General features: G+C 34.6%; 18 protein-coding genes. 7 read left to right on the plus strand and 11 right to left on the minus strand.

What is annotated here, in order from left to right; all coding sequences use genetic code 11:
* Positions 1–34 precede the first annotated feature (34 nt).
* On the plus strand, positions 35–2,236 hold the full coding sequence (locus ACNFIH_RS18050) for a B12-binding domain-containing radical SAM protein (protein ID WP_426484174.1): 2,202 nt from the start codon (positions 35–37) through the stop codon (positions 2,234–2,236).
* Between the two features lie 9 nt (positions 2,237–2,245).
* Here ACNFIH_RS18050 and ACNFIH_RS18055 read toward each other — a convergent pair whose 3' ends face one another.
* The 4 genes from ACNFIH_RS18055 to ACNFIH_RS18070 all read right to left on the minus strand — a co-directional run bounded on the left by ACNFIH_RS18055 (position 2,246) and on the right by ACNFIH_RS18070 (position 5,687).
* The gene (locus tag ACNFIH_RS18055) at positions 2,246–2,782 is read right to left on the minus strand and encodes a hypothetical protein (protein ID WP_426484175.1); all 537 of its coding nucleotides are present in this window, start codon (positions 2,780–2,782) and stop codon (positions 2,246–2,248) included.
* Between the two features lie 89 nt (positions 2,783–2,871).
* Positions 2,872–3,636, minus strand: coding sequence for an MBL fold metallo-hydrolase (locus ACNFIH_RS18060; protein ID WP_426484176.1), 765 nt, complete (start codon positions 3,634–3,636; stop codon positions 2,872–2,874).
* A 105-nt stretch (positions 3,637–3,741) separates the two neighbouring features.
* Positions 3,742–4,428, minus strand: coding sequence for a response regulator transcription factor (locus ACNFIH_RS18065; RefSeq protein ID WP_426484177.1), 687 nt, complete (start codon positions 4,426–4,428; stop codon positions 3,742–3,744).
* Positions 4,425–5,687, minus strand: coding sequence for a sensor histidine kinase (locus ACNFIH_RS18070; RefSeq protein ID WP_426484178.1), 1,263 nt, complete (start codon positions 5,685–5,687; stop codon positions 4,425–4,427). Before ACNFIH_RS18070 ends, ACNFIH_RS18065 begins: the two co-directional genes overlap by 4 nt.
* Positions 5,688–5,851: 164 nt before the next feature.
* On the opposite strand from ACNFIH_RS18070, the gene ACNFIH_RS18075 reads away from it, so the two are divergent.
* On the plus strand, positions 5,852–6,265 hold the full coding sequence (locus tag ACNFIH_RS18075) for a DUF1573 domain-containing protein (RefSeq protein WP_035647800.1): 414 nt from the start codon (positions 5,852–5,854) through the stop codon (positions 6,263–6,265).
* A gap of 156 nt (positions 6,266–6,421) precedes the next feature.
* Positions 6,422–7,999, plus strand: a complete 1,578-nt coding sequence (locus ACNFIH_RS18080; protein WP_426484179.1) for a L,D-transpeptidase family protein — start codon at positions 6,422–6,424, stop codon at positions 7,997–7,999.
* 37 nt (positions 8,000–8,036) lie between these two features.
* Here ACNFIH_RS18080 and ACNFIH_RS18085 read toward each other — a convergent pair whose 3' ends face one another.
* The gene (locus tag ACNFIH_RS18085) at positions 8,037–8,546 is read right to left on the minus strand and encodes a C40 family peptidase (RefSeq protein WP_426484180.1); all 510 of its coding nucleotides are present in this window, start codon (positions 8,544–8,546) and stop codon (positions 8,037–8,039) included.
* A gap of 186 nt (positions 8,547–8,732) precedes the next feature.
* Here ACNFIH_RS18085 and ACNFIH_RS18090 point away from each other — a divergent pair, with 186 nt between their 5' ends.
* From ACNFIH_RS18090 to ACNFIH_RS18105, 4 genes are all read left to right on the plus strand, one after another.
* Complete coding sequence (locus ACNFIH_RS18090; RefSeq protein WP_426484181.1) at positions 8,733–9,827, plus strand: GDSL-type esterase/lipase family protein; 1,095 nt, start codon at positions 8,733–8,735, stop codon at positions 9,825–9,827.
* Positions 9,817–11,199 (plus strand): sialate O-acetylesterase, encoded by a 1,383-nt coding sequence (locus tag ACNFIH_RS18095; RefSeq protein ID WP_426484182.1) that lies wholly within the window; start codon positions 9,817–9,819, stop codon positions 11,197–11,199. The genes ACNFIH_RS18090 and ACNFIH_RS18095 overlap by 11 nt, the downstream gene beginning before the upstream one ends.
* A 257-nt stretch (positions 11,200–11,456) precedes the next feature.
* Entirely contained in the window at positions 11,457–13,772 is a 2,316-nt protein-coding gene (bglX, locus tag ACNFIH_RS18100) for a beta-glucosidase BglX (RefSeq protein WP_426484183.1), read from the plus strand.
* Between the two features lie 307 nt (positions 13,773–14,079).
* Positions 14,080–15,036, plus strand: coding sequence for an aldo/keto reductase (locus tag ACNFIH_RS18105; protein ID WP_426484184.1), 957 nt, complete (start codon positions 14,080–14,082; stop codon positions 15,034–15,036).
* An 88-nt stretch (positions 15,037–15,124) separates the two neighbouring features.
* Here ACNFIH_RS18105 and ACNFIH_RS18110 read toward each other — a convergent pair whose 3' ends face one another.
* From ACNFIH_RS18110 to ACNFIH_RS18135, 6 genes are all read right to left on the minus strand, one after another.
* Entirely contained in the window at positions 15,125–16,450 is a 1,326-nt protein-coding gene (locus ACNFIH_RS18110; protein ID WP_426484185.1) for a glycoside hydrolase 5 family protein, read from the minus strand.
* A gap of 234 nt (positions 16,451–16,684) precedes the next feature.
* The gene (locus tag ACNFIH_RS18115) at positions 16,685–17,920 is read right to left on the minus strand and encodes a glycoside hydrolase family 26 protein (protein ID WP_426484186.1); all 1,236 of its coding nucleotides are present in this window, start codon (positions 17,918–17,920) and stop codon (positions 16,685–16,687) included.
* A gap of 2 nt (positions 17,921–17,922) precedes the next feature.
* Positions 17,923–18,480: a carbohydrate binding domain-containing protein gene (locus tag ACNFIH_RS18120; RefSeq protein WP_426484187.1), complete on the minus strand. Its 558-nt coding sequence runs from the start codon at positions 18,478–18,480 to the stop codon at positions 17,923–17,925.
* Positions 18,481–18,521: 41 nt separating this feature from the next.
* Positions 18,522–19,712, minus strand: a complete 1,191-nt coding sequence (locus ACNFIH_RS18125; protein WP_426484188.1) for an AGE family epimerase/isomerase — start codon at positions 19,710–19,712, stop codon at positions 18,522–18,524.
* A 6-nt stretch (positions 19,713–19,718) separates the two neighbouring features.
* Positions 19,719–20,909 carry a glycoside hydrolase family 130 protein gene (locus ACNFIH_RS18130; RefSeq protein WP_426484189.1) on the minus strand — a complete coding sequence of 397 codons (1,191 nt, stop codon included), beginning with the start codon at positions 20,907–20,909 and terminating at the stop codon, positions 19,719–19,721.
* A 29-nt stretch (positions 20,910–20,938) separates the two neighbouring features.
* On the minus strand, positions 20,939–22,330 hold the full coding sequence (locus ACNFIH_RS18135) for an MFS transporter (protein ID WP_426484190.1): 1,392 nt from the start codon (positions 22,328–22,330) through the stop codon (positions 20,939–20,941).
* Between the last annotated feature and the right edge of the window lie 11 nt (positions 22,331–22,341).

Here is a 22,341-nt window from a genome sequence, read left to right on the forward strand (position 1 = left end):
ATAACCCGTATTTTTGCAAAAAAAATAATCCCTTTTGAAAACAAAGCTTTTTGTAATTACGCCTCCATTTACGCAACTGAATACTCCGTATCCGGCAACGGCGTATATAAAAGGTTTTTTGAACACTAAAAATATTGAATCTGCTCAGGCAGATTTAGGTATTGATGTGATTTTGGAATTGTTTTCGAAAAAAGGGCTTTTAGATTTGTTTCAAGTTTCAAGTTTCAGGTTTCAAGTTGACTCTGAAATCTCAGATAATTCTAAAAGAATTTTTGCTCTTCAAGATGAATATGTAAAAACAATTGATTCTGTAATTCAATTTCTGCAAGGGAAAAACCCAACATTGGCTTTACAAATTTGTCAGGAGGATTTTCTTCCTGAAGCCTCTCGTTTTGCACAATTAGAAGAACTCGATTGGGCTTTTGGAACAATGGGAACGCAGGACAAAGCAAAACATTTGGCGACTTTATATCTCGAAGATATCTCCGATTTTATTGTTGAATGTGTCGACGATAATTTTGGCTTCAGCCGATATGCGGAACGTTTGGGCCGAAGCGCCAATTCTTTTGATGAATTATACGAAGCGCTTCAGCAAGAACCAACTTATATTGATTCGATTTTAATTTCACTTTTAAAAACTAAAATCGAAATCATAAAACCAACATTGTTTTTAATTTCAGTTCCTTTTCCTGGAAATTTATATAGTGCTTTTCGATGTGCACAATGGGTCAAACAAAATCATCCGGAAATTAAGATTTCAATGGGTGGCGGTTTTCCAAATACTGAATTACGTTCGCTTTCAGATAAACGTGTTTTTGAGTTTTTTGATTTCATCACTTTAGACGATGGTGAAGTTCCGATTGAAGAGTTAATTTTCAATTTAGAAAATCCAGATTCCAATTCTTTTAAAAGAACATTTTTGTTAGAAAATGGAGAAGTAGTTTACAAAAACAATTCTTTAAAACACGATTATAAACAGTCACAAGTTGGAACGCCTGATTATTCAGATCTGCCTTTGGATAAATACATTTCAGTTATTGAAATTGTAAATCCGATGCATCGAATGTGGAGCGACGGACGCTGGAATAAACTCACAATGGCGCATGGTTGTTATTGGGGAAAATGTACTTTCTGTGATATTTCTTTAGATTACATAAAAGTGTACGAACCAGTTGCCGCAAGTTTGCTTTGTGACCGAATGGAGGAATTAATAGAGCAAACAGGACAAAACGGATTCCATTTTGTTGATGAAGCTGCTCCGCCTGCATTAATGCGTGCTGTGGCGCTTGAAATCTTAAAACGAAAATTAGCTGTAACTTGGTGGACGAATATTCGTTTTGAAAAAAGCTTTTCAAAAGACTTGTGCTTATTACTGAAAGCTTCCGGTTGTATAGCCGTTTCTGGAGGTTTAGAAGTTGCATCAGACCGATTATTGAAATTAATCGATAAAGGCGTAACAGTTGAACAAGTTGCAAAAGTTACCCGAAATTTTACTGAAGCCGGAATTATGGTGCATGCCTATTTGATGTACGGTTATCCTACACAAACGATTCAGGAAACAGTTGACAGTCTTGAAATGGTGCGTCAATTGTTTGAAGCGGGCGTTTTACAATCAGGATTTTGGCATCAGTTTGCACTTACGGCGCATAGTCCGGTTGGATTATATCCGGAGAAATTCGGCGTGACTAAAAAAACAGAAGCAATTGGAACTTTTGCTAATAATGATATTGATTACACAGACTCAACAGGAATCAATCACGATAAATTTAGTTTCGGATTAAAGAAATCACTTTTTAATTTCATGCACGGAATCTGTTTTGATTACGAACTGCAGGATTGGTTCGATTTTAAAATTCCAAAAACAAAAATCCATCCCGATTTTATTTTTAATGCTTTAGAAGAGCAAAATGATTTCAGTACAAAACCAAATGCAAAAGTAGTTTGGCTTGGAGGGAAACCATCAGCAGAAATTTTCACAAAGTCCAAAAAAGGCAAAAGTTGGGAAATGATGTCGCTGACTTTTCATGATAAAAAAGAAAGCTTTGCCATTCAAACCAGCAAAGATGAAGGCGAATGGCTACTTTCTATTTTGAGAAATATTTCAGTTTCAGCGACTAAAAATTATACTTTTCAGGAAGTGAAAAATGATTTCGAAACGCAATTGGAAGATTTTGAATTGTTTTGGTATTCAAAACCTGTAAATACGTTGCGGGAATTTGGATTGCTTGTTCTTTAAAAACAGAAATTAATTTTTGGTTACCCAATAATGTAAATCTCTTTCTACATCATAAATCATTTTTTTTACACTTCTTCGAATAATAAAATAAGGAACTCCTAACATCAAAGACATGTGAAATAAAATAAAAGGAATAAAAACAAAAGCTACTGGGCCGGACTTTTCGTCAGGGATAAAAAGTGATCCGATAATAAAAATAGAATAAAACATAATTAATACTCCTGCAAACAAAAGCATTCTTTTCCTAAAACCATTAATCTCAGCGTTTATATTTAACTGATTGTTATTTTCAGAAAAATGACCTGTTACTTTTGCAAAAGAATAATTAGTATCAAATAATTTTCTTCTTTTTTTAAGCTCAAAGCTGTTGTTGGAAATATTGCCTTTGTATTCATTTCGGCTTGATTGAAAAGCTTCAAAAGGCACAAAGCCCAAATCAGATTCATCAACATGATTTCTGAATTTTTGAATGAAATCTAATTTTGAAACAGGTAATTGGATAGTTATATCTTTAACTAATTGTAATTTTCTTAAAAAATTGTCCATTTATATTGATTTGGTTAGCGAACCAAATATAATATTAAAATGATAACGTTAAAATAAAGAATTTTGAAATGATGTTTTTCTTTTTCAAATTAGTATTCAACCAAAGTTCCATCAGCAGGAATAGCCGTTTTAGATAAAAGATCATTCTCTAAAAGCGCTTTTTTTAATTCTTCCCGTGTTGTCGGACAATGATTTAAAGCTTCAAGATGATTGGCAAAAACTTTACCGGGTGCAAGTGCTGTAAATTTTAAAATGTCGTTCATTCGCATTAATAAAGGCTGTCCAATATCCAATCGTGCAGTTCCGCAGGCAACGGTTGCAATATCAGGTTTAAGTTCGATTAAAGCTTTTTGAACATCGTCGGTAAAAATGGTATCAGAACTTATGTAAATAGATTTTTCATCGGCAAGTTCAATATAAAATCCCATTACATTACCCATAAGTTTAGCAATGAATCCATAGCCGTGAAGCGCCGGAATCCCAATAATTTTTCCATCAAGAAAAGGCTGAGGTTCCCAGTAATTAAGCGTCTGAACAATATTCAAACCTCTTTTTGAGAGTTCTTTTTCATCTTTTGCACTGCAAATAACAGCAATACTTTTTCGTCTTAAAAATACTTCTCCGGCTTTGTCAATATGATCAGGATGTAAATGCGTAATTAAGCAATGCGTCACTTTACTCAAAATTTCCCGGCTGTTTTTTGGCAAAGCAACAAGCGGATTTCTTTTTGGTTTGTAACGAAAAATAGTAAAGGGAGCAATTGTTTTTCTTTTCCCCAACATCGGGTCAACCAGAATTACATGCTTTTCGGTTTCAATTACTAAGGTCGCATTTCGCAAATGATGTATTTTCATATCTGACAAAATTAGAACTTAAAAATACAAAGATTTTTTAAAATCCATTTACAGATTTTTCTTTATTTTTAGTAGAATTGTTACGATTTATTCTAAGAAAAAAAATTATTCAACTGAAAATCGAAAACCAATTCCGTGCAGGTTTTCAATTGAGATTCCTTTTTCACCAGTTAAAATCTTGCGAAGTCTGGAAATAAAAACATCAAGGCTTCTTCCCATAAAATAATCGTCGGTTCCCCAGAGTGCGGTCAAAATTTGTTCTCTTTTTAAAACTAGATTTTTGTTGTCCAGAAAAAGTTTTAGCAATTCGGCTTCGCGCTGTGTCAGGCTGATTTTTTCGCTTTCATTAAAAAGAATAAAATTATTGATGTCAAATTGATATTTTCCAATTTCATAAACTGATTTTTCTAACGGAACATTTTTCTGTGAACGCTTTAAAAAAATCTCAATTTTCAAAATCAATTCTTCAATACTGAAAGGCTTTACCAAATAATCATCGGCACCTAAACGAAGTCCTTTAATTCGATCTTCTTTTAAAGTTTTGGCCGAAAGAAAAATGATTGGAATATCAGTATTTAATTTTCTGATTTCGGTAGCCAAATCAAAACCGTCAATTTTTGGCATCATAATATCAAAAATGCAAATATCAAACTTTTCCTTTTTAAAAGTCTGAAGCCCCGATTCTCCATCGCAGCAATGCACAACTTCGTAATTGCTTTGTTCCAAATTATCTTTGGTTAAAAAAGCTAGAGTTTCATCATCTTCGGTATAAAGTATTTTGAACTGTTTCATTTTTTATAAGGAATGGACAAAGTTATTGTAACGCCTTTTTCTGAATTGTTTTCGGCTTTTATTTTCCAGTTTTGAAGGTTGCATATTTCTTTTACATAATACAAGCCAAGACCAAAACCGTTTACTTCATTGCTTTTTTCGTTTTTTACGCGATAAAATTTATCAAATATAAAAGAAATGTTTTTAACCGGAATTCCAATTCCATTATCAATAAAAGCCAATTTCAAAGTTTGATTCTGCGAACTAATCTGAACCAGAATGTCCGGTTTGTCAGTGCAGTATTTTATGGCATTGTCTAATAAATTGTAAACCAAATTATGGAAATGAAAAACATCAGTTTCAATTTTATATTCTGCCGATGCCGATTCAATTCTAACATTGGCTTCGGGATATTTTAATCGAATGTTTTCAATCGTTTCTTCAATAATTGGAACAATTAAAACGGTTTCTTTTTTTATTTCCAAAGGCACATAATCCGACTTTGCAATGTTCAGAATCTTTTCGATATGATTGTTCAGTTTATGACTCTGTTTGATGATAATATCAGTATAAGTATGTAGTTTTTTGTCTTCCTTAATCGGATTTTGTTCGATTAGATATTTCGAAGCAATCAAAATCGAAGATAAAGGCGTTTTAAACTCATGCGTCATATTATTGATAAAATCACGCTGTAATTCTGAGTATTTTTTTTGCTGTAAAAGCTTAAAAATAGAATACACATAAATGAGCAAAATCAGAATAAGCGCGGTCGAAAGCACAAACCAAAAACGCATAGAACTAAACAAATACGTAGTTTCATTAGGGAAACGAACGGCAAAATAATAAACCAGATTTTTATGTTTAGGGAAATAGACCGTTTTGTTTTGTTTTCCTTTTTTAGACAAAGAAACATAATCGCCGTAAACCATTTCGTCACTTTGGCAATTGTACATGGCGTACTCAAAATCGGTCGTAATATTCATTTTTTTGAATTCCGATTTCAAATAGAATTCCAAAATATCGGGTTCAAAATCATTCTCGATGTTGACAATATAATAATCGTTCGAAATTTTTTGAACAGGATTTTGGCAAGAATGTTCGTGATCAGTTCCTTCATATAATTTTCGGGAAACTTCAAGTAAGGCAATATGAGCTTTTTGGCTCAGTTTTTTTTGTTCTAATGTAAATGCCTCTTTTGTCCAAAGTAATTGTGCTACCAATATGCTAATAATGGCAATTAATCCGAGGAGGATAATACTATTAAGTCTGTTTATTTTCAAGAAAAATGGCTTTTAAAAGTGTAATATTAATCAAATTTATGCTTAAAAACACCCCTTAACAAGTCGTTAACAAAGATTTGAGACCGGTTAACAGCGATTTGAATTTATCTGAAATACTTTTGAAATAGAAATTTAGAACAATAAACCATTAAATATATTTAACTATGAAAATGATTAAAATCTCCATGTTAGTTTTGGCATTAGGCTTAATGTCTTTCTCTGCAGTTGCACCGGTAAAATCGTTAGCAACTAAAACAGAAAAAATTGAAACAGCTTCAACAATTGTTTGGAAAGCTGAAACAATAGATGTTGGACAAATTCCGCAGGGAACTCCAAAAGCTATTGTTTATGAATTCAAAAACACTGGGAAAACAGCTGTAGTAATTACAAATGTTCAGGGTTCTTGCGGTTGTACAGCAACAGATTATACAAAAGAGCCAATTCAGCCAGGAAAAACAGCTAAAGTTACTGCGACTTATAATGCAGCGAACAAAGGCGGTTTTACAAAAACGGTAACCGTTACAACTAGTGCCGAAACGACTCCTAAAGTTCTTACTTTAAAAGGAACCGTTATCTAATAGAATTTTAATAGGTTGGTTATATCGAAAGCCCCAAATATGTTACGTATTTGGGGCTTTTTTTTATTTATTTGGATGCTAAGGATTTATCGAAAATTTCATTTTGGAAAAGTTTGTATTTATTAAAACTTTCCTATTTTTATTAAAAATTGTATTATGAAAATTTGGTATCAGTTTATTGCCGTTATAAGCCTTTTTATTGTTGTTTCATGTAATTCAAAAGGAGATAAAAAAGAAGAAAATCAAATAAAAGTCAAAGCCGAGCTACCGGAACTCCGACTGTCAATAGATAGCACAAAAATTGCTACATTTTATACTACATACCCAAAACTTGATAAATTTCAAGATGAGGTTCAGGCTTTGTATAAAAAGAATAAATCGACTCAATTGTGGCAAGACAATAAAGGAATTGATGAATTTGCACATACTTTATTTAATAAATATAAAGGTCTTGACGAAGAAGGATTAAAAGCCAATTTTCCTTATAAAGAAATCAATGCTGTTTTTGAAAGCAATAACGATAATAAACTTTCAAAAGAAACCACAGACTTAATGATTTCAAATCTGTATTTCTATTATGCCGAAAAAGTATATTCTGGCGTTGACGAAAAAACCAGTATTTCGCTTGAATGGCTTTTGCCAAGAAAAAAACTGAATTACCGAGCCCTGACCGATTCTATTTTTCAAAAATCAACGATCAATGATGATCATAAGAGTAAAATGTTCAGCCAATATTATAAACTGCGTGATGTTTTAAAACAATATCGTGATATTGAAAAAAAAGGAGGCTGGAGAACAATTGAAACTGACGAAGAGTTTAAAAACCTGAAATTAGGTGATTCGTCTGCAATTGTAACTCAAATTAGAGAAAGGCTTTTTGTTACAAAAGATATTAAAGAAGATAGTAAAAGTGCGGTTTGCGATACGGTTTTGATTAATGCAATGAAAACATATGAGCTGCGTCATGGCTATACACCAAAAAATAATATTCTGAAAGAACATATTGACGATTTGAATATTCCGGTTTCAGACCGAATCAAAACGATTATTGTTAATATGGAGCGTTGCAGATGGATTGATCCTGAATTGGAAAAAGGAAAAAAATACATCGAAGTCAATATTCCTGAATTTAGATTGTATATAATTGAGGACGGAAAAATCGCTTTTATTTCGCCAGTTGTGGTAGGAAAAGCGATGACAAAAACGGTTATTTTCAGCGGAATGATGAATAATATTGTTTTTAGCCCGTATTGGAATGTTCCAACGAGTATTATCAATTCGGAGATTAAACCCGGAATGGCAAAGGATAAAAATTATTTGCAAAAGAAAAATCTAGAATGGAATAACGGCGCCGTTCGTCAACTTCCAGGGAAAAATAATTCACTTGGTTTAGTGAAGTTTTTATTTCCAAATTCAAGTAATATCTACTTGCATGATACACCTGCAAAAAGCTTGTTTGAAAGAGAAAGCAGAGCCTTTAGCCATGGTTGTGTTCGTGTCGCAAAACCTCGTGAATTAGCAATTGAATTGTTGAAAAATGATCCGCAATGGACACCAGCCAGAATTGACAAAGCAATGCATGCCGGAAAAGAAAGTTGGTATACATTAAAAAAGAAAGTTCCAGTTTATATTGGTTATTTTACTGCTTGGGTGGATCGCAAAGGGAATTTAAATTTTTATAAAGACATTTATCAAAGAGATGAAAGCCTGATTAAGCTTTTGACAGAAGAATAAGAAAGTTTGCCACGAATTCGTGTAATTTGTGGCAAAACTATTTCGTCAAAACGTCAATGCATTTGTAAAAACGATTGGTATAATGTTCAGTATCTAATGAGGTGATGGTTACGCATTGAGCCTTTCCTGACGATGCGTGAATAAATTTTGACTTCATTCCATTGGCTTCGCAAATAATGCCCAGATGCCCTATAATTGATTTGTCTTTATACCCGTAAAAGACCAAAATATCACCAATTTTAAATTCTTCAGGATTTAATTTGATGCCAATGTTTTTGTATTCGCCAGAACTTCTAGGTAAAGTCACGCCATAGTTTTTGAAAACATAACTAACAAAACCAGAACAATCAAAACCTTTTTTTGGATCATTCCCCGCATATACATAAGGAGTTCCTAAATATTTTTTTGCGTAGGCAATAATTGAATCTCGGTCAACTTGATTTTCAGTTGTTTTAAAATGAATACTGATTGGTTGTTCTTTTTTGTTATTTATAAAAGAAGAACATAGAACAACTAACAGTAAAAAAATATATAAAGGTGGTTTCATTTTTAGAAGACAATTAATTCATAAAAATAGACCGTACTTTCCATAATTCAAAGGAAAATACCGAATTTAAGATTTTATATGTCTTATATGGTGTTTTTATATTGCTTTTTGATGATTTAGTATCTTTTTGAATAATTCATTTTAAATATATTTGTGAATACTATTTATATTTTAACAAATAAGTTTATGTTTTTCAAGAAAATACCTTTTTTGATTTTGTTTTTATTGGTTGTAACTGATTGCGTTTCACAAATCCAAAATCAAAATAAAACTTTTTTATACGAAGGCCGAATCGAAAAACTTCAGAATGATAATGTTATTTTGATTGGAACGGCTTCTTCGGTTTCTTTTAATTTTGTTGGGAATGAATGCTCGATTAAACTTCAAAGCGTTGATTCTTATGAGCATCATAATTATGTTGCTTTAGTTTTAGATGGAAAATATCTTGGTAAAATTAAAATTGAAAAAGGGGCGATACAGTCTTTTCCAGTCAAAATTACTTCGAATAAAAAAGAACACAGATTAGAGATTTATAAAAATACCGAAGCACATACCGGAGGTGTTTTATTTGCCGGAACTACAGCAAAACTGACTTCAATTTCATCTAAAAAGAAAAAGAAAATCGAATTTATTGGCGATTCTATTACTTGTGCCGCAGCGAGTGATTCTGTTGATTGCGACAAAGGCGAATATATGGATCATCATAACGGATATTATGCTTATGGACCAACACTTTCAAGAGCAATTGATGTTGATTATTTGACTAGTTCTGTATCAGGAATTGGGATGTACAGAAACTGGAATGATGAAAACAAAGATGAAGCTATTATGCCAGATGTGTATCAGAATTTATATTTGACAAAAGACAATTCAAAACCTAAATATGATTTTGCCTTTCAGCCTGATATTATCAGTATAGCTTTAGGAACTAATGATTTTTCTGGTGGCGATGGCAAAAAAGAAAGACTTCCTTTTAATGTTGAAAAGTATGTTTCGAATTACATTAGTTTTATAAAAATGCTTTATGAGCATAATCCAAAAGCGCAGATTGTAATTACAAACAGTCCAATGGTTAATGGCGAAAAAGCAATAGTTTTTGAAGATTGTCTAAACAAAGTGAAAAACGCTTTCGCGAATGATAAAGCGCACAAGTCAATTTTGATTTTCAAATTCAAACCAATGAAACCTAATGGCTGTTTAGGTCATCCGGACGTTGCAGATCAAAAGGTGATGGCAGATGAATATGGTCCTTTTTTAAAAAAGCTGCTAAATGAAAAATAATATATTTAAGTTTGTTTTCTTTTTGTTGATTTCCAGTACAATGATGGCAAACGTTTCCCTTCCGAATATTTTTGGCGATAATATGGTTTTACAGCGTAACTCTGAAGTTAAGATTTGGGGTTGGGCAAATCCAAAAGAGGAAATCAAATTGGTTTCAAGCTGGAATAATCAGGAATACAAAACCGTTGCCAACAATCAGGCGCAATGGGAACTTCATATAAAAACTCCAGAAGCAGGCGGACCTTTTACGATTTCCATAAAAGGATATAATGAAGTGGTTTTAAAAAACATTTTAATTGGTGAAGTCTGGGTTTGTTCCGGGCAATCGAATATGGAAATGTCTGTAAGTTGGGGAATTGATAATGGAGAAGAGGAAATGAAAAACGCAACGAATTCTAATATTCGGTTTTTTACTGTTCCAAAGCTAACAGCAACTTCACCACAAAATAATTTACTTGGAAACTGGGTCGAGTCGACACCAGAAACGATGAAATACTTTAGCGCAATTGGCTACTTCTTTGCCAAACGCTTACGCGAAGATTTAAAAAATGTTCCAATCGGATTAATCTCGTCCAATTGGGGCGGAACTCCTGCAGAAATCTGGATGCCGGAAGAAGTTGTTAATAACGATGCTGTTTTATTAGAAAATGCTAAAAAACTAAACGAACAAGAATACGGACCAAGACAACCTGGGCGTGCTTATAATGCGATGATTTATCCTTTTGTTGGATTTAAAATTGCGGGAACGCTTTGGTATCAGGGCGAATCGAATGTGGGTTCTTTGGTTTATGATAAAACGTTGTCGGCTTTAATTACTTCTTGGAGAAAAGCCTGGAATGACGAATTTCCTTTTTACTATGTTCAAATTGCGCCTTTTAAAACTGGAAGCAATAATTTTTCGAATGTAACGGTTCGAAATTCACAACGAAAACTTTTAAGTGAAGTTTCAAAAACCGGAATGGTTTTAACTTCTGATATTTCAGATACGATTGATATTCATCCGAAGAATAAAAAGTCGGTCGGAATTCGTTTGGCTAATTTGGCGCTTGCCGAAACTTATAAAGTCAATTCAAATTTGGTAAACGGACCACTTTTTAAAGACCTTAAAATCGAGAAAAATAAAGTCACCGTTTTGTTTGATTATGCTGAAGGTTTGTATTTCAAAAACAAAGTTTCAAATCAGTTTGAAGTGGCCGGAGCCGATGGAAATTTCTTTCCTGCGGAGGCTTCTATAAAAAATAATCAGGTGATTTTGTCAAGTAAAAAAGTATCTCAACCTGTAAAAGTGAGATTTGCTTGGGGAAATACTATTCAGTCAGATTTGTTTAATAAGGCCAATTTGCCGGCTTCTTGTTTTACGACAGAATTTTAGATTTTAGTCTTTGTCATTTCGACTGAAAGGAGAAATCACACTAGAAACTCCACTTAGTATTTCGCCAATCTTTGTCGAATCCCGAGTGTGATTTCTCCTTTCAGTCGAAATGACAAGATTATGTCTCTTGAAACCGTTCGCGTGAGGGATAGCAGTGGAAAGCCCACAGCCTGACGAAGGAAGTGCGAGGACTTGAAACGGATAGCCCGATTCGCCGCGGCGAACACGCCCATATTATGAAACTAACCGAACCACTTATGAAAAATAAAAAAATAATAATTATTGGGGTTTTGTCCCTGTTTACTGTTGGAAATATGAATGCACAAAAAAAGCCGTATCTGGATAAAAACAAAACTATTGAGCAAAGAATTGATTTGCTTTTGCCATTGATGACTTTGGAGGAAAAAGTGGGGCAAATGAATCAATACAACGGTTTTTGGGATGTGACGGGACCGGCACCAAAAGGTGGAACTGCGGAATTAAAATACGAACATTTGCGAAAAGGATTAGTGGGTTCGATGCTGACTGTGCGCGGTGTGAAAGAAGTTCGTACGGTGCAGAAAATTGCTGTGGAAGAAACGCGTTTGGGAATTCCGTTAATTATTGGTTTTGATGTAATACATGGCTATAAAACGTTAAGTCCGATTCCGCTGGCAGAAGCGGCGAGTTGGGATTTGGAAGCGATTAAGAAATCGGCGGGCATTGCGGCAGATGAAGCTTCGGCATCTGGAATTAACTGGACTTTTGGACCAAATGTTGACGTTGCAAATGATGCGCGATGGGGACGTGTGATGGAAGGTGCAGGAGAAGATCCGTATTTAGGAAGTAAAGTGGGGTATGCCAGAGTAAAAGGTTTTCAGGGAGAAACGGTTGCTGATTTGGCCAAAGTAAATACCATTGCAGCTTGTGCGAAACACTTTGCTGCGTATGGTTATGTTGAAGCTGGATTGGAATATAATATCGTGGATATTAGTAATTCTAAATTGTATAATTCGGTTTTGCCTCCTTTTAAAGCAACGGTTGAAGCTGGAGTTCGTACGTTTATGAATTCGTTTAATACTTTGAACGGTGTTCCTGCAACTGGAAATGCCTTTTTACAAAGGGATATTTTAAAAGGAAAATGGAAGTTTGACGGATTTGTGATTTCTGATTATGCGTCAATCCGCGAAATGATTGCGCATGGCTACGCAAAAGACGAAGCCGATGCAACTGCAAAAGCGGTAATTGCAGGTTCTGATATGGATATGGAATCGTATTTGTATGTTGCAAAACTGGTTGATTTGGTTAAGTCAGGAAAAGTAAAAGAAGCTTTGGTTGATGATGCTGTTAGAAGAATTTTACGTGTGAAATTTGAGTTAGGATTGTTTGACGATCCGTACAGATATTGCGATGAAAAACGCGAAAAAGAAGTTGTTGGAAGCAAAGCCAATAATGACGGCGTTTTGGACATGGCGAAAAAGTCGATCGTTTTATTGAAAAATGCTTGTCCGCCGGGGCGGAAAGAGAATTTGCTTCCGCTGAAGAAATCCGGACAAAAAATTGCTTTGATTGGTGCTTTGGCAAATGATAAAAACAGTCCACTTGGAAGTTGGAGAATTGCGGCTGATGATAATACAGCGGTTTCGGTTTTAGAAGGAATGCAGCAATACAAAGACAATCAATTGGTTTTTGAAAAAGGTGCTGATTTATTGACGCAGAAAGCAACTTTCTTAACTGAAACAGTTTTCAATACAACAGATAAAAGCGGTTTTGAAGCAGCGAAAAAAGCGGCAAAAGAAGCTGATGTTGTAGTAATGGTTTTAGGAGAATATGGTTTCCAAAGTGGCGAGGGAAGAAGTAGAACTGATTTGAATCTACCTGGTTTGCAACAAGAATTATTAGAAGAAATTTTTAAAGTGAATCCAAATGTGGTTTTGGTTTTAAATAACGGTCGTCCGTTGAGTATTCCTTGGGCTGCTGAAAATGTTCCAGCAATTGTTGAGGCTTGGCAATTAGGAACGCAGACAGGAAATGCAGTCGCGCAGGTTTTATACGGAGATTATAACCCAAGTGGAAAACTGCCAATGTCTTTCCCAAGAAATGTAGGTCAGGTGCCGATTTATTATAATAAATACAGCACAGGAAGACCAATTGATAGTGATAAAAACGTTTTCTGGTCGCATTATATGGATGTGGAAAAAGCGCCTCAATTTCCGTTTGGTTTTGGTTTGAGTTATACAACTTTCGAATATAAAAACCTGAAAATAAATAAAACTGCTTTCGCTAAAGGAGAAAGTGTACAAGTTAGCGTTGAGGTTACGAACTCTGGTAATTATGATGGAAAAGAAGTAGTTCAGTTATATATCCATGATGAATTTGCAAGTATCGTTCGTCCAATTAAAGAATTGAAAGGTTTTGAATTGGTTAATCTTAAAAAAGGTGAAACAAAAATGGTAAACTTTACTTTATCGGATAAAGAACTTGGTTTTTATGATAACGAAGGAAAGTATTTAGTTGAACCGGGAACTTTTAAAATAATGGTTGGAGGAAGTTCTGATAAAGGTTTACAAGACGGTTTTGAAATTAAAGACTAAAAGGTTTAATCTCGCAAAGTCGCAGAGTCGCAAAGTTTAATTTTAAAAATAAGTTTAATAGCGTCCAGCTTTAGCTGGATGTTTTATAAATGCAAACGAAAGGGCTTTAGCCAAACTTAATTAGTTTGGCTAAAGCTCTTTTCTATTCAAATCGTATTCCCCTAGCTGAAGCTAGGGGCAATGCAAAAAAAAACTTTGCGACTCTGCGACTTTGCGAGATTTAAAAAAACACAACTTCATATTTTATTAGCTTTCGATATTTTTCTACCTTTAAAACCTATTAAACTTCCAACCTTAAATTAAAATAATGAAATATAACAGATGCGGAAAAAGCGGGTTATTATTACCTGAAATTTCCTTAGGATTATGGCATAACTTCGGGTCAGTAGATAATTTTGATAATGCCGAAAGTATTGCTGTAGAAGCTTTTGATAAAGGAATTACTCACTATGATTTAGCCAATAATTATGGACCTGTTCCAGGTTCTGCGGAAACTAATTTTGGTAAAATTCTGTGGCATAATTTTCAGGGAAATCTGCGTGATGAAATCATAATTTCTACTAAAGCGGGTTACACAATGTGGGATGGACCTTATGGAGATTGGGGTTCTCGCAAATATTTATTGTCAAGTTTAGATCAGAGTTTGAAGAGAATGAAAGTCGATTATGTCGATATTTTTTATTCGCATCGCCCGGATCCTGAAACGCCAATTGAAGAAACGATGATGGCTTTGGATTACGCCGTTAGAAGCGGAAAAGCCTTGTATGTTGGAATAAGCAATTATTCGGCGGAACAGACTCGTGTTGCGGTTGATGTTTTAAAACAATTAGGAACGCCTTGTTTGATTCACCAAGCTAAATATTCAATGTTACAACGTTGGGTTGAAGATGGTTTATTGGATGTTTTAGAAGAAAAAGGAGTAGGCTGTATCGCGTTTTCGCCTTTGGCACAAGGACTTTTGACAGATAAATATTTAAACGGAATTCCTGAAAATTCAAGAGCGCATAATCCAAACGGGCATTTGAAAGAAGATGAGGTTACGCAGGAACGCATTCAGAAATTAATTCAGCTGAATGAAATTGCCCAAAATAGGAATCAATCTTTGGCACAAATGGCTTTGGCCTGGTTGCAAAAAGACAAACGAATTACATCTGTTCTAATTGGCGCAAGTTCGGTTAAACAATTGTGTAATAATATTGATTGTTTGCAGAATACAGAGTTTTCACATGATGAATTGAACGCGATTGAGAAGATATTAGCGTAAAATGTTTTTTGTAAAATGTAAAACACCAATTATTCCGTAGAGACGCACAGCTGTGCGTCTCTACGGAAATTAGGGATGAATAATATTCTTATTTTTTTAATTCTAAATTGTGTTTTTTCACAATTTCCAAAGTCGATTTATCTGAAGAAAAAACCGAATTCAAACCTTGTGGTTCTTGTGGAGGATCTGTTGTCAAAGGATCTCCGGGATTCCATTTTCCAGATTCGTTTACGGCTTTTCCTTCACCGCCAAATCCCCAGAAATTTGCTCCTTGTAAAGCGCCATTGTTTTTAACACTTTCAGCAACTCGGCCAAAAATATAATTATAAAAAATATCTCTATTTGCTACTGATGAAGTTGGTAATAAACTTTCGTTTTCTCTTCCTAAACCAAATTCCTCAATGATAATAGGGCGTTTTAAATGATTGGCTACAGCCACATGTTTGTCAATATATTTTCCAGCATTTTCTAAAGTTGGCGATAAAGTTTTTTCAGCATTATCAGCTTTAAACCAACCCCAGTTTTTCGGCCAAATGTGCATGGTCAAATAATCAATATTCGGATTTTGATGTGTTCGCTCAAAAATTCCGATATCATCATTTGAGCTGTTCAATCCTTCAGAACCTGTCGAAATCAAATGGTTTTTATCTAAACTGTTCATTAAATTGACAATGTTGTTTAACCAAACCGTAAATTTTGTCTCGTTTTCTGGCGTAAAAGTTCTCGGTTCATTCCCAACTTGCCACGCCATAATCGTATTATCTTCAGTATATTTTTTATGAGAATACGTATTTGTTCTTCCCATAATAAATTTTACATGATTTTCTAAAGCTTTCATACAAGGTTCACAACTATGAAATTGTTCTGTATACGACATAAACTGAGGCCAGGTATTAGGCGGAATTGCTGGAACCGGAACCGGACCTTTGCCGTTCCACTCCAAATATTGTGACATTCCGCCAGACCATTCCCAGTTGTTTGTTAAATATAAAACGGCGTACATTTTACGTTTACGCATTTCATTTATAAGAAAATCTAGTCCATCAAGTAAATCTTCGTCATATTTTCCTTGCTCGTATTGCAAAGCGGGGCGAACGGTAAAATCGTATTTTCCTCCGTCTCCACCAACTAAAATTCGAAGATTGTCAATGCCATTTTTTTGCATTAAATCCAATTCACGAAGCAATCTTTTTCGGTCACCAACTTTTTTTGATGCCAATAAACTTCCATACCAATAATTAGTTCCAATGTATGAATACGGCTTGTCACCTTTATAAAATTGCGTTCCTTTTACGGTAATTCTTTCCTGCGCCTGACAAACGATTGCAGAGAATATTATTGCAAAAGAAAGTGTTTTTAGAAATCTGTTTTTCATATGATATTTTTTAGGAGCTAATCCTGCTATCCGTTTCAATCTTTTATTTTTTAAAGAAAAAAATAAAAGGATTTCCACTTCTATCAGGGCTAGGGTCTACGGTTTTTAAGATGGTTATTTGGTTTTTAATTTTCTTTTTATAGATTCCAATTCCATAAAGTTTGTCATTCCGAGGAACGAGGAATCTCCACAAGAAGCTCGACAAAGATTGGTGATCTTCAGGTCAGAGTTACTCGCGGAGATTCCTCGTTCCTCGGAATGACAAACTTTGTGTTATTTCGACAATTCATACATTTTCGGCAAAGAATTCACCAACGCCGATTTTGTTTTTGCACTATAATTTTTAAAATCAGTAGTATTCGAAACAGAACCATTCGGAACATAATATCCGTCTTTATTGTTGTTCCAAAACATTACATAGCTTATTTGGATGTCATTTTTAGTTAGAGAACTATAAAGTAAAGTCGAAAACCAATCGGTAATTGCAGGCGTTGAGCTTGTTACGCGAAAACCAGTTTCGGTTAAAGCAGCAATTTTTACTTTAGTTTTAGCATAATCTGAAAGGATTTTTAGTTTACTGTTTGCTCTGTCAGCTCCAGTTTGTCCTTGATTATTAAAATCACCATAATTATCCATTCCAAGGATATCTACATAATTATCACCTGGATAGCGGCTTAAATAATCGGCTTGCGTAGTGTATGAATTATCAGGAGAAAAAGCATATAAAATGTTGTGAACGCCTTTAGTATTCTTTAAATAATCAACTGTGAATTGATACGCTTTTTTGTATTCGTCAGAAGTAGAAAAACTCGCGCCCCACCAAAACCAGCTTCCATCAAATTCATGAAAAGGTCTGAAGATTATCGGAATCAATTCACCATTTGTACCTTTTAAATTCGAAACTACACTAGCAACTTTATCTAGTTTTTTCTTGTACCATTCATTATTTGCTCCGCCCGGTAAAATGCTTCTGAAAGCCGTAGTTTTTTGTTCCGATGTCATATCGGCAGCATAAAAAGATTCCTCTTTATTTGGTTCTCTCAAATGCCAGCAAAAAGTATTTATTGCACCTTTCGCGTAAGCGGCTTTTGCATCAGAAACAATTTTTTGTTCTTGCTGATAAAACCAATTACTTGCTGTGCCGTCATTACTTTTGTCGGTAATAAACATAAAATCTGAACCTAAAATTGCAGGATCAAATCCCGTATTTTTTTTGATATCAGAATCTCCTCCCGCATCTAGATAAAAACTATTAAAAGGATCTTGCTGACCAATTGCTGTTTTCGTTTTGGCTAATTTTTTCAAATTATAAAACAAAGCAACCGTTTCTTTTGTCGCATTGGGATCAACTAAATAAGTCGCAGCATTTGCGGTCGTTAACGGATCAGTATCAACCACAACTGGCGGATCAATTATAACCGGCGAATCTGAATCATCATTGCTGGAACAACCTGCAATTGATAAAAAGAGCGCAGTTATAAAAGTTATTTTTAGGATATTGTTTTTCATTTTTATTTTTCAGGATTAGCAATCGGATTTAATTTAAGATATTCTTCTTCTGAAAGTGAAATGGCTTTTACATCATCAAAAAAGACTGTGCCATTTGTTTGAGCTAACGCCAGCATGATTCTTATTTTCCTGGCTTCTGCGGGAATTTTTACTGTCTTTTTAAAATATGTCCAATTTGTTGAACCTACAGCCTGACCAATTCTTTCGGTGCTAATTTGTTTGTCTCCAGAGTTTGTAAATTCGACAATTATTGCACCACATTTATAATCTTCTTTTTGAGTCTCAATAGCATCAGATTTTATCCAGGCGCTGACTTCTAAAGCATAACTGTTTTTAGGCAACGTAATAATTTGATCCAAAGCTTTCCACTCGGCACCAACAAACTGATTGATTGCAGCACTGTTTTTTCCAGATTTTTTTTCAAGCGGAGAAAGCGCAGCATTTTCTTCTCCTCTCCAATTAAGAAGATCGGTTTCGAATCCGCCGTTTTTTACTAAGTTGGTTTGTGCATTTGTCATTGTAATTAGAAATAACGAACAAAAAAAGAAGAGTGTTTTCATAATCAGGATTTTAATTCAATTAAATGCTTTAGATATGTTTTCTAATCCGGTATTCTCTGAATAAGTTCTAAACAGGCTCGGCTGTTGTGATACGGACATTTCCAGAAACCGGCTTTGTCTTTTTCGATCAAAGTATAATCGCGGTAAACGCCCCAGAACCATTCGCCGTTTTGTTTGTCAAGAATGTATTTTTTAATGAAATCCCAGTTCTTTAAAGCAATTTCTAAATAGTTTTCGTCATCTGTTAATTGGTATGCGTTATAAAAACCAATTAAAGCTTCGGCTTGAACCCACCAATGTTTTTCGGCAATCAATTCATTGTTTTTTGGATCTAATTCATACCATAAACCACCATCAGTATCAAGACCTTCTTTTGTAACTTCGGCCATTAAAACAGCATGTTTTTGATAACGCGAAATCAAACTTCTATCTTCAGAAATTTCAGCACATTGTAATAAAAGCCAAGCCGCTTCGATATCATGGCCGTATGAAATCACATCTGGTTTTTCGATCCAGTTTTCGTCAAAAAACAAGCGTAAATGCCCAGTTTCGGTATTTATAAAATGCCTGTGAATGGTTTCAAGCAATCCAATAATAGCTTCTTGAAGTGCTTTGTCTTTCCAGACCTTAAATAAATTTGCATAAGCTTCGACAATATGCAAATGTGTGTTCATGGTCTTTTTTTCGTTGGCATCTTTGTCGCTCAAACGCAAATCGTCAATAGGTTGCCAATCGCGTGTTAATGCCTCAAAATAGCCTTTGTTTTCAGGATCAAAACTGTGTTCCTGAATTTTTAAATATAAATTGATGGCTATTTCTAAAGCTTTTTCCTCTTTAGAAATAGCATAATATTCAGATAATCCATAAATCGCAAAAGCCAGAGCGTAAATCTGATTTTTAGTGTCTTTTGGAGTTTTGTCCACATTTATACTCCAAAATAATCCGCCAAACTCTGAATCATAAAAATATTTTGAAAGAAACTCAAATGCTCTTTTGGCCAATTGTTTATGCTCTTCTTTTTGGGTAACTTGATAACTTGCTGAAAACGACCATAATATTCGGGCGTTTAAAACGGCACCTTTTTCAGTATTGGCGATAATGTGTTCTTCAAAATCAATCTGACCAATAAAACCGTCATTTTGATTGTCAATAGTATGTTTTGACCAATATTTTAAAATGGAATCCAGTTCTGCGGTTAATTCAGATTTAAACTGTTTTAGTTTTGCTGACACGATGAATTATATTGCGTTATTTTTTTCAATTTGGCTGATAATTGTTTCTACAGAACCTGCAGAAATGAACGTATCAGCTGGCGTATTAGTTACATAATCAACAAGTTTTGCTACAGATGAAACTGCAACGTGCATTCTAGTATCAGATGATGCGTAATACACATAAACCGTTCCGTCAGCATCTTCAATCCATCCGTTTGAAAATAATACATTTGATACGTCGCCAACTCTTTCAATTCCTTCTGGTCCCATGAAATGTCCGGCAGGAACGTGCGTAACTTTTGAAATATCATTCAAATCCGTCATGAACATATATAAGGTGTAACGCAAACCTGCAGCGGTATTACGAACGCCGTGTGCCAAGTGTAACCAGCCTTTTTCGGTTTTAATTGGAGCAGGGCCAAGACCATTTTTTAGTTCATAAATAGTATGATATTGTTTTCCGAAAATGATTTTTTCCTCTTTTACAATTGGGTTTTTCATGTCTTCAACATAGCCTAAACCAATTCCGCCTCCAGCACCAACATCAATAAAACCATCTTGTGGACGTGTATATAAAGCATATTTTCCGTTAACAAATTCTGGATGCAAAACAACATTTCGCTGTTGTCCAGTATTCGAAATTAAATCCGGAAGTCTTTCCCAGTTTATTAAATCCTTAGAACGCACAATTCCTGCATTGGCTACAGCCGAACTTGTATCGCCTTTTGGTGCTTTTGGATCTTTTCTTTCGGTACAAAAAATACCGTAAACCCAGCCGTCTTCGTGGTTTATCAAACGCATATCATAAACGTTTGTGTCCGGTTCTTCGGTTTGTGGAATCACGCATGGTTTTTCCCAAAACTCAAAATTATCAATACCATTTGGACTTTCAGCAATAGCAAAAAAAGATTTTCTGTCAATTCCTTCAACACGAACGGCAAGTAAATATTTTCCATTCCATTTCATTGCGCCGGCGTTAAAAGCGGCGTTCATTCCGATTCTTTCCTGCAAAAACGGATTTGTTTTTTCGTTTAAGTCAAAACGCCAGTTTAAAGGCACATGAGCTGCGGTAACAACAGGATTTTTATAACGCTGATAAATTCCGTTTCCAGCATTTTCTTCGGGAGCATTTTTTTGCTCCACAAGTGCTTTATGTTCTTTTTCTAATGCTGTTTTTCGGTCTTGAAAAACAGCTGAAGATTTTATTGTTGTCATATATTTTTATTTCGGTATCTGATTTATTTTTATAGTTTTTGGTCTCTTTTTTCGTTTAAATCTTGTTCTATCGTTTGCAGTTTTTCTTCAGATAAAGGATAGAATAAAATAAAAGCGACTGATATTGCGGCTGCGATTGCAGGAAGTATGCTTAACATTAATTGAATTCCGTGTTGTGCTGTGGCTGTTTGTTCAACATTGGCTTTAAAACCATAATAACCTAAAAGCCATCCAGCGCCCGCGCCACCAATTGTCCAACCAAATTTTTGTGACATTGATGAAGCTGAGAAAACCAAACCAGTTGCACGGCGTCCTTGTTTCCATTCTGAATAATCAGCGCTGTCAGCGTACATTGACCAGATTAATGGGAAAATACAGCCCGCACAAATGCTGATTAAAATTTGAAAAGTCATAATCAGGAAAACATCTTCTTTTCCTAAGAAATAGAAAATGATGCTTAAAATTGAAGCTAAAGCCATTGCGCCAAAAAAGGTGTTTTTCTTCCCAATTTTATTTGCAATTGGCGTTGCCAAAATAACGCCAATGATATTTGCGGCTTGGCCTAAAACGAAATAAATAGAAGTTGGTGTCATATGAAAATCATGTCCGAAGATGGAAAAATCGAAGTTCACATTCTTGCTGACATAATATTTAAAGTAAAAAACAGCAGCACCGTCTCTAATAGAATTGAATATCAAAGTTCCGATTCCGGCACCAAGTAAAATCCACCAAGGTTTATTTTTTAATAAATCTTTTAAATCTTCTTTTAAGTTAGATTCTTCATTTTCAATAGGTTTTACTCTTTCTTTAGTGAAGAAAAAACAAGCCCAGAAAAATAGTGTTGTAATTATGCCAAAAACGATCATGGTTTTCAGCCAGCCAGTTTTAGAATCAAGGCTTCCGCCGAAATAATTCACTAAAGGTTCAATTAACCAAAGTGCCAAAAAACTTCCAGCAAATGCGAAAACCATTCGGTATGAAGACAATGTATTCCTTTCTTTTCGGTCCGATGACATAACGCCTAAAAGTGAAGCATACGGAACGTTGATTAACGAATAAATCATCATCATTAGTGAATACGTTACATAAGCATATATTATTTTTCCTTTTTCATCAAAATCTGGTGTGTAAAAAGTTAGAACTCCAATTACGGCAAAAGGTACTGCAACCCATAATAAATAAGGCCTGAATTTTCCCCATTTAGTTTTTGTTCTGTCGGCAATGATTCCTACGATAGGATCAAAACAAGAATCCCAGATTCTGGTAATTAGAAACATGGTTCCTACGACAGCTGGTGCTATTCCGAAAACATCAGTATAGAAAAAGAGAAGATACATGCTGAAAATTTTCCAGAACATAGATGATGCAGCGTCTCCGAGACCGTAACCGATTTTTTCTTTTAAATTAATTTTGTCGTGCATTGAATTCTTTT

Origin of the sequence: Flavobacterium sp. 2, from assembly GCF_049949195.1 — a bacterium.
GTDB lineage: Bacteria > Bacteroidota > Bacteroidia > Flavobacteriales > Flavobacteriaceae > Flavobacterium.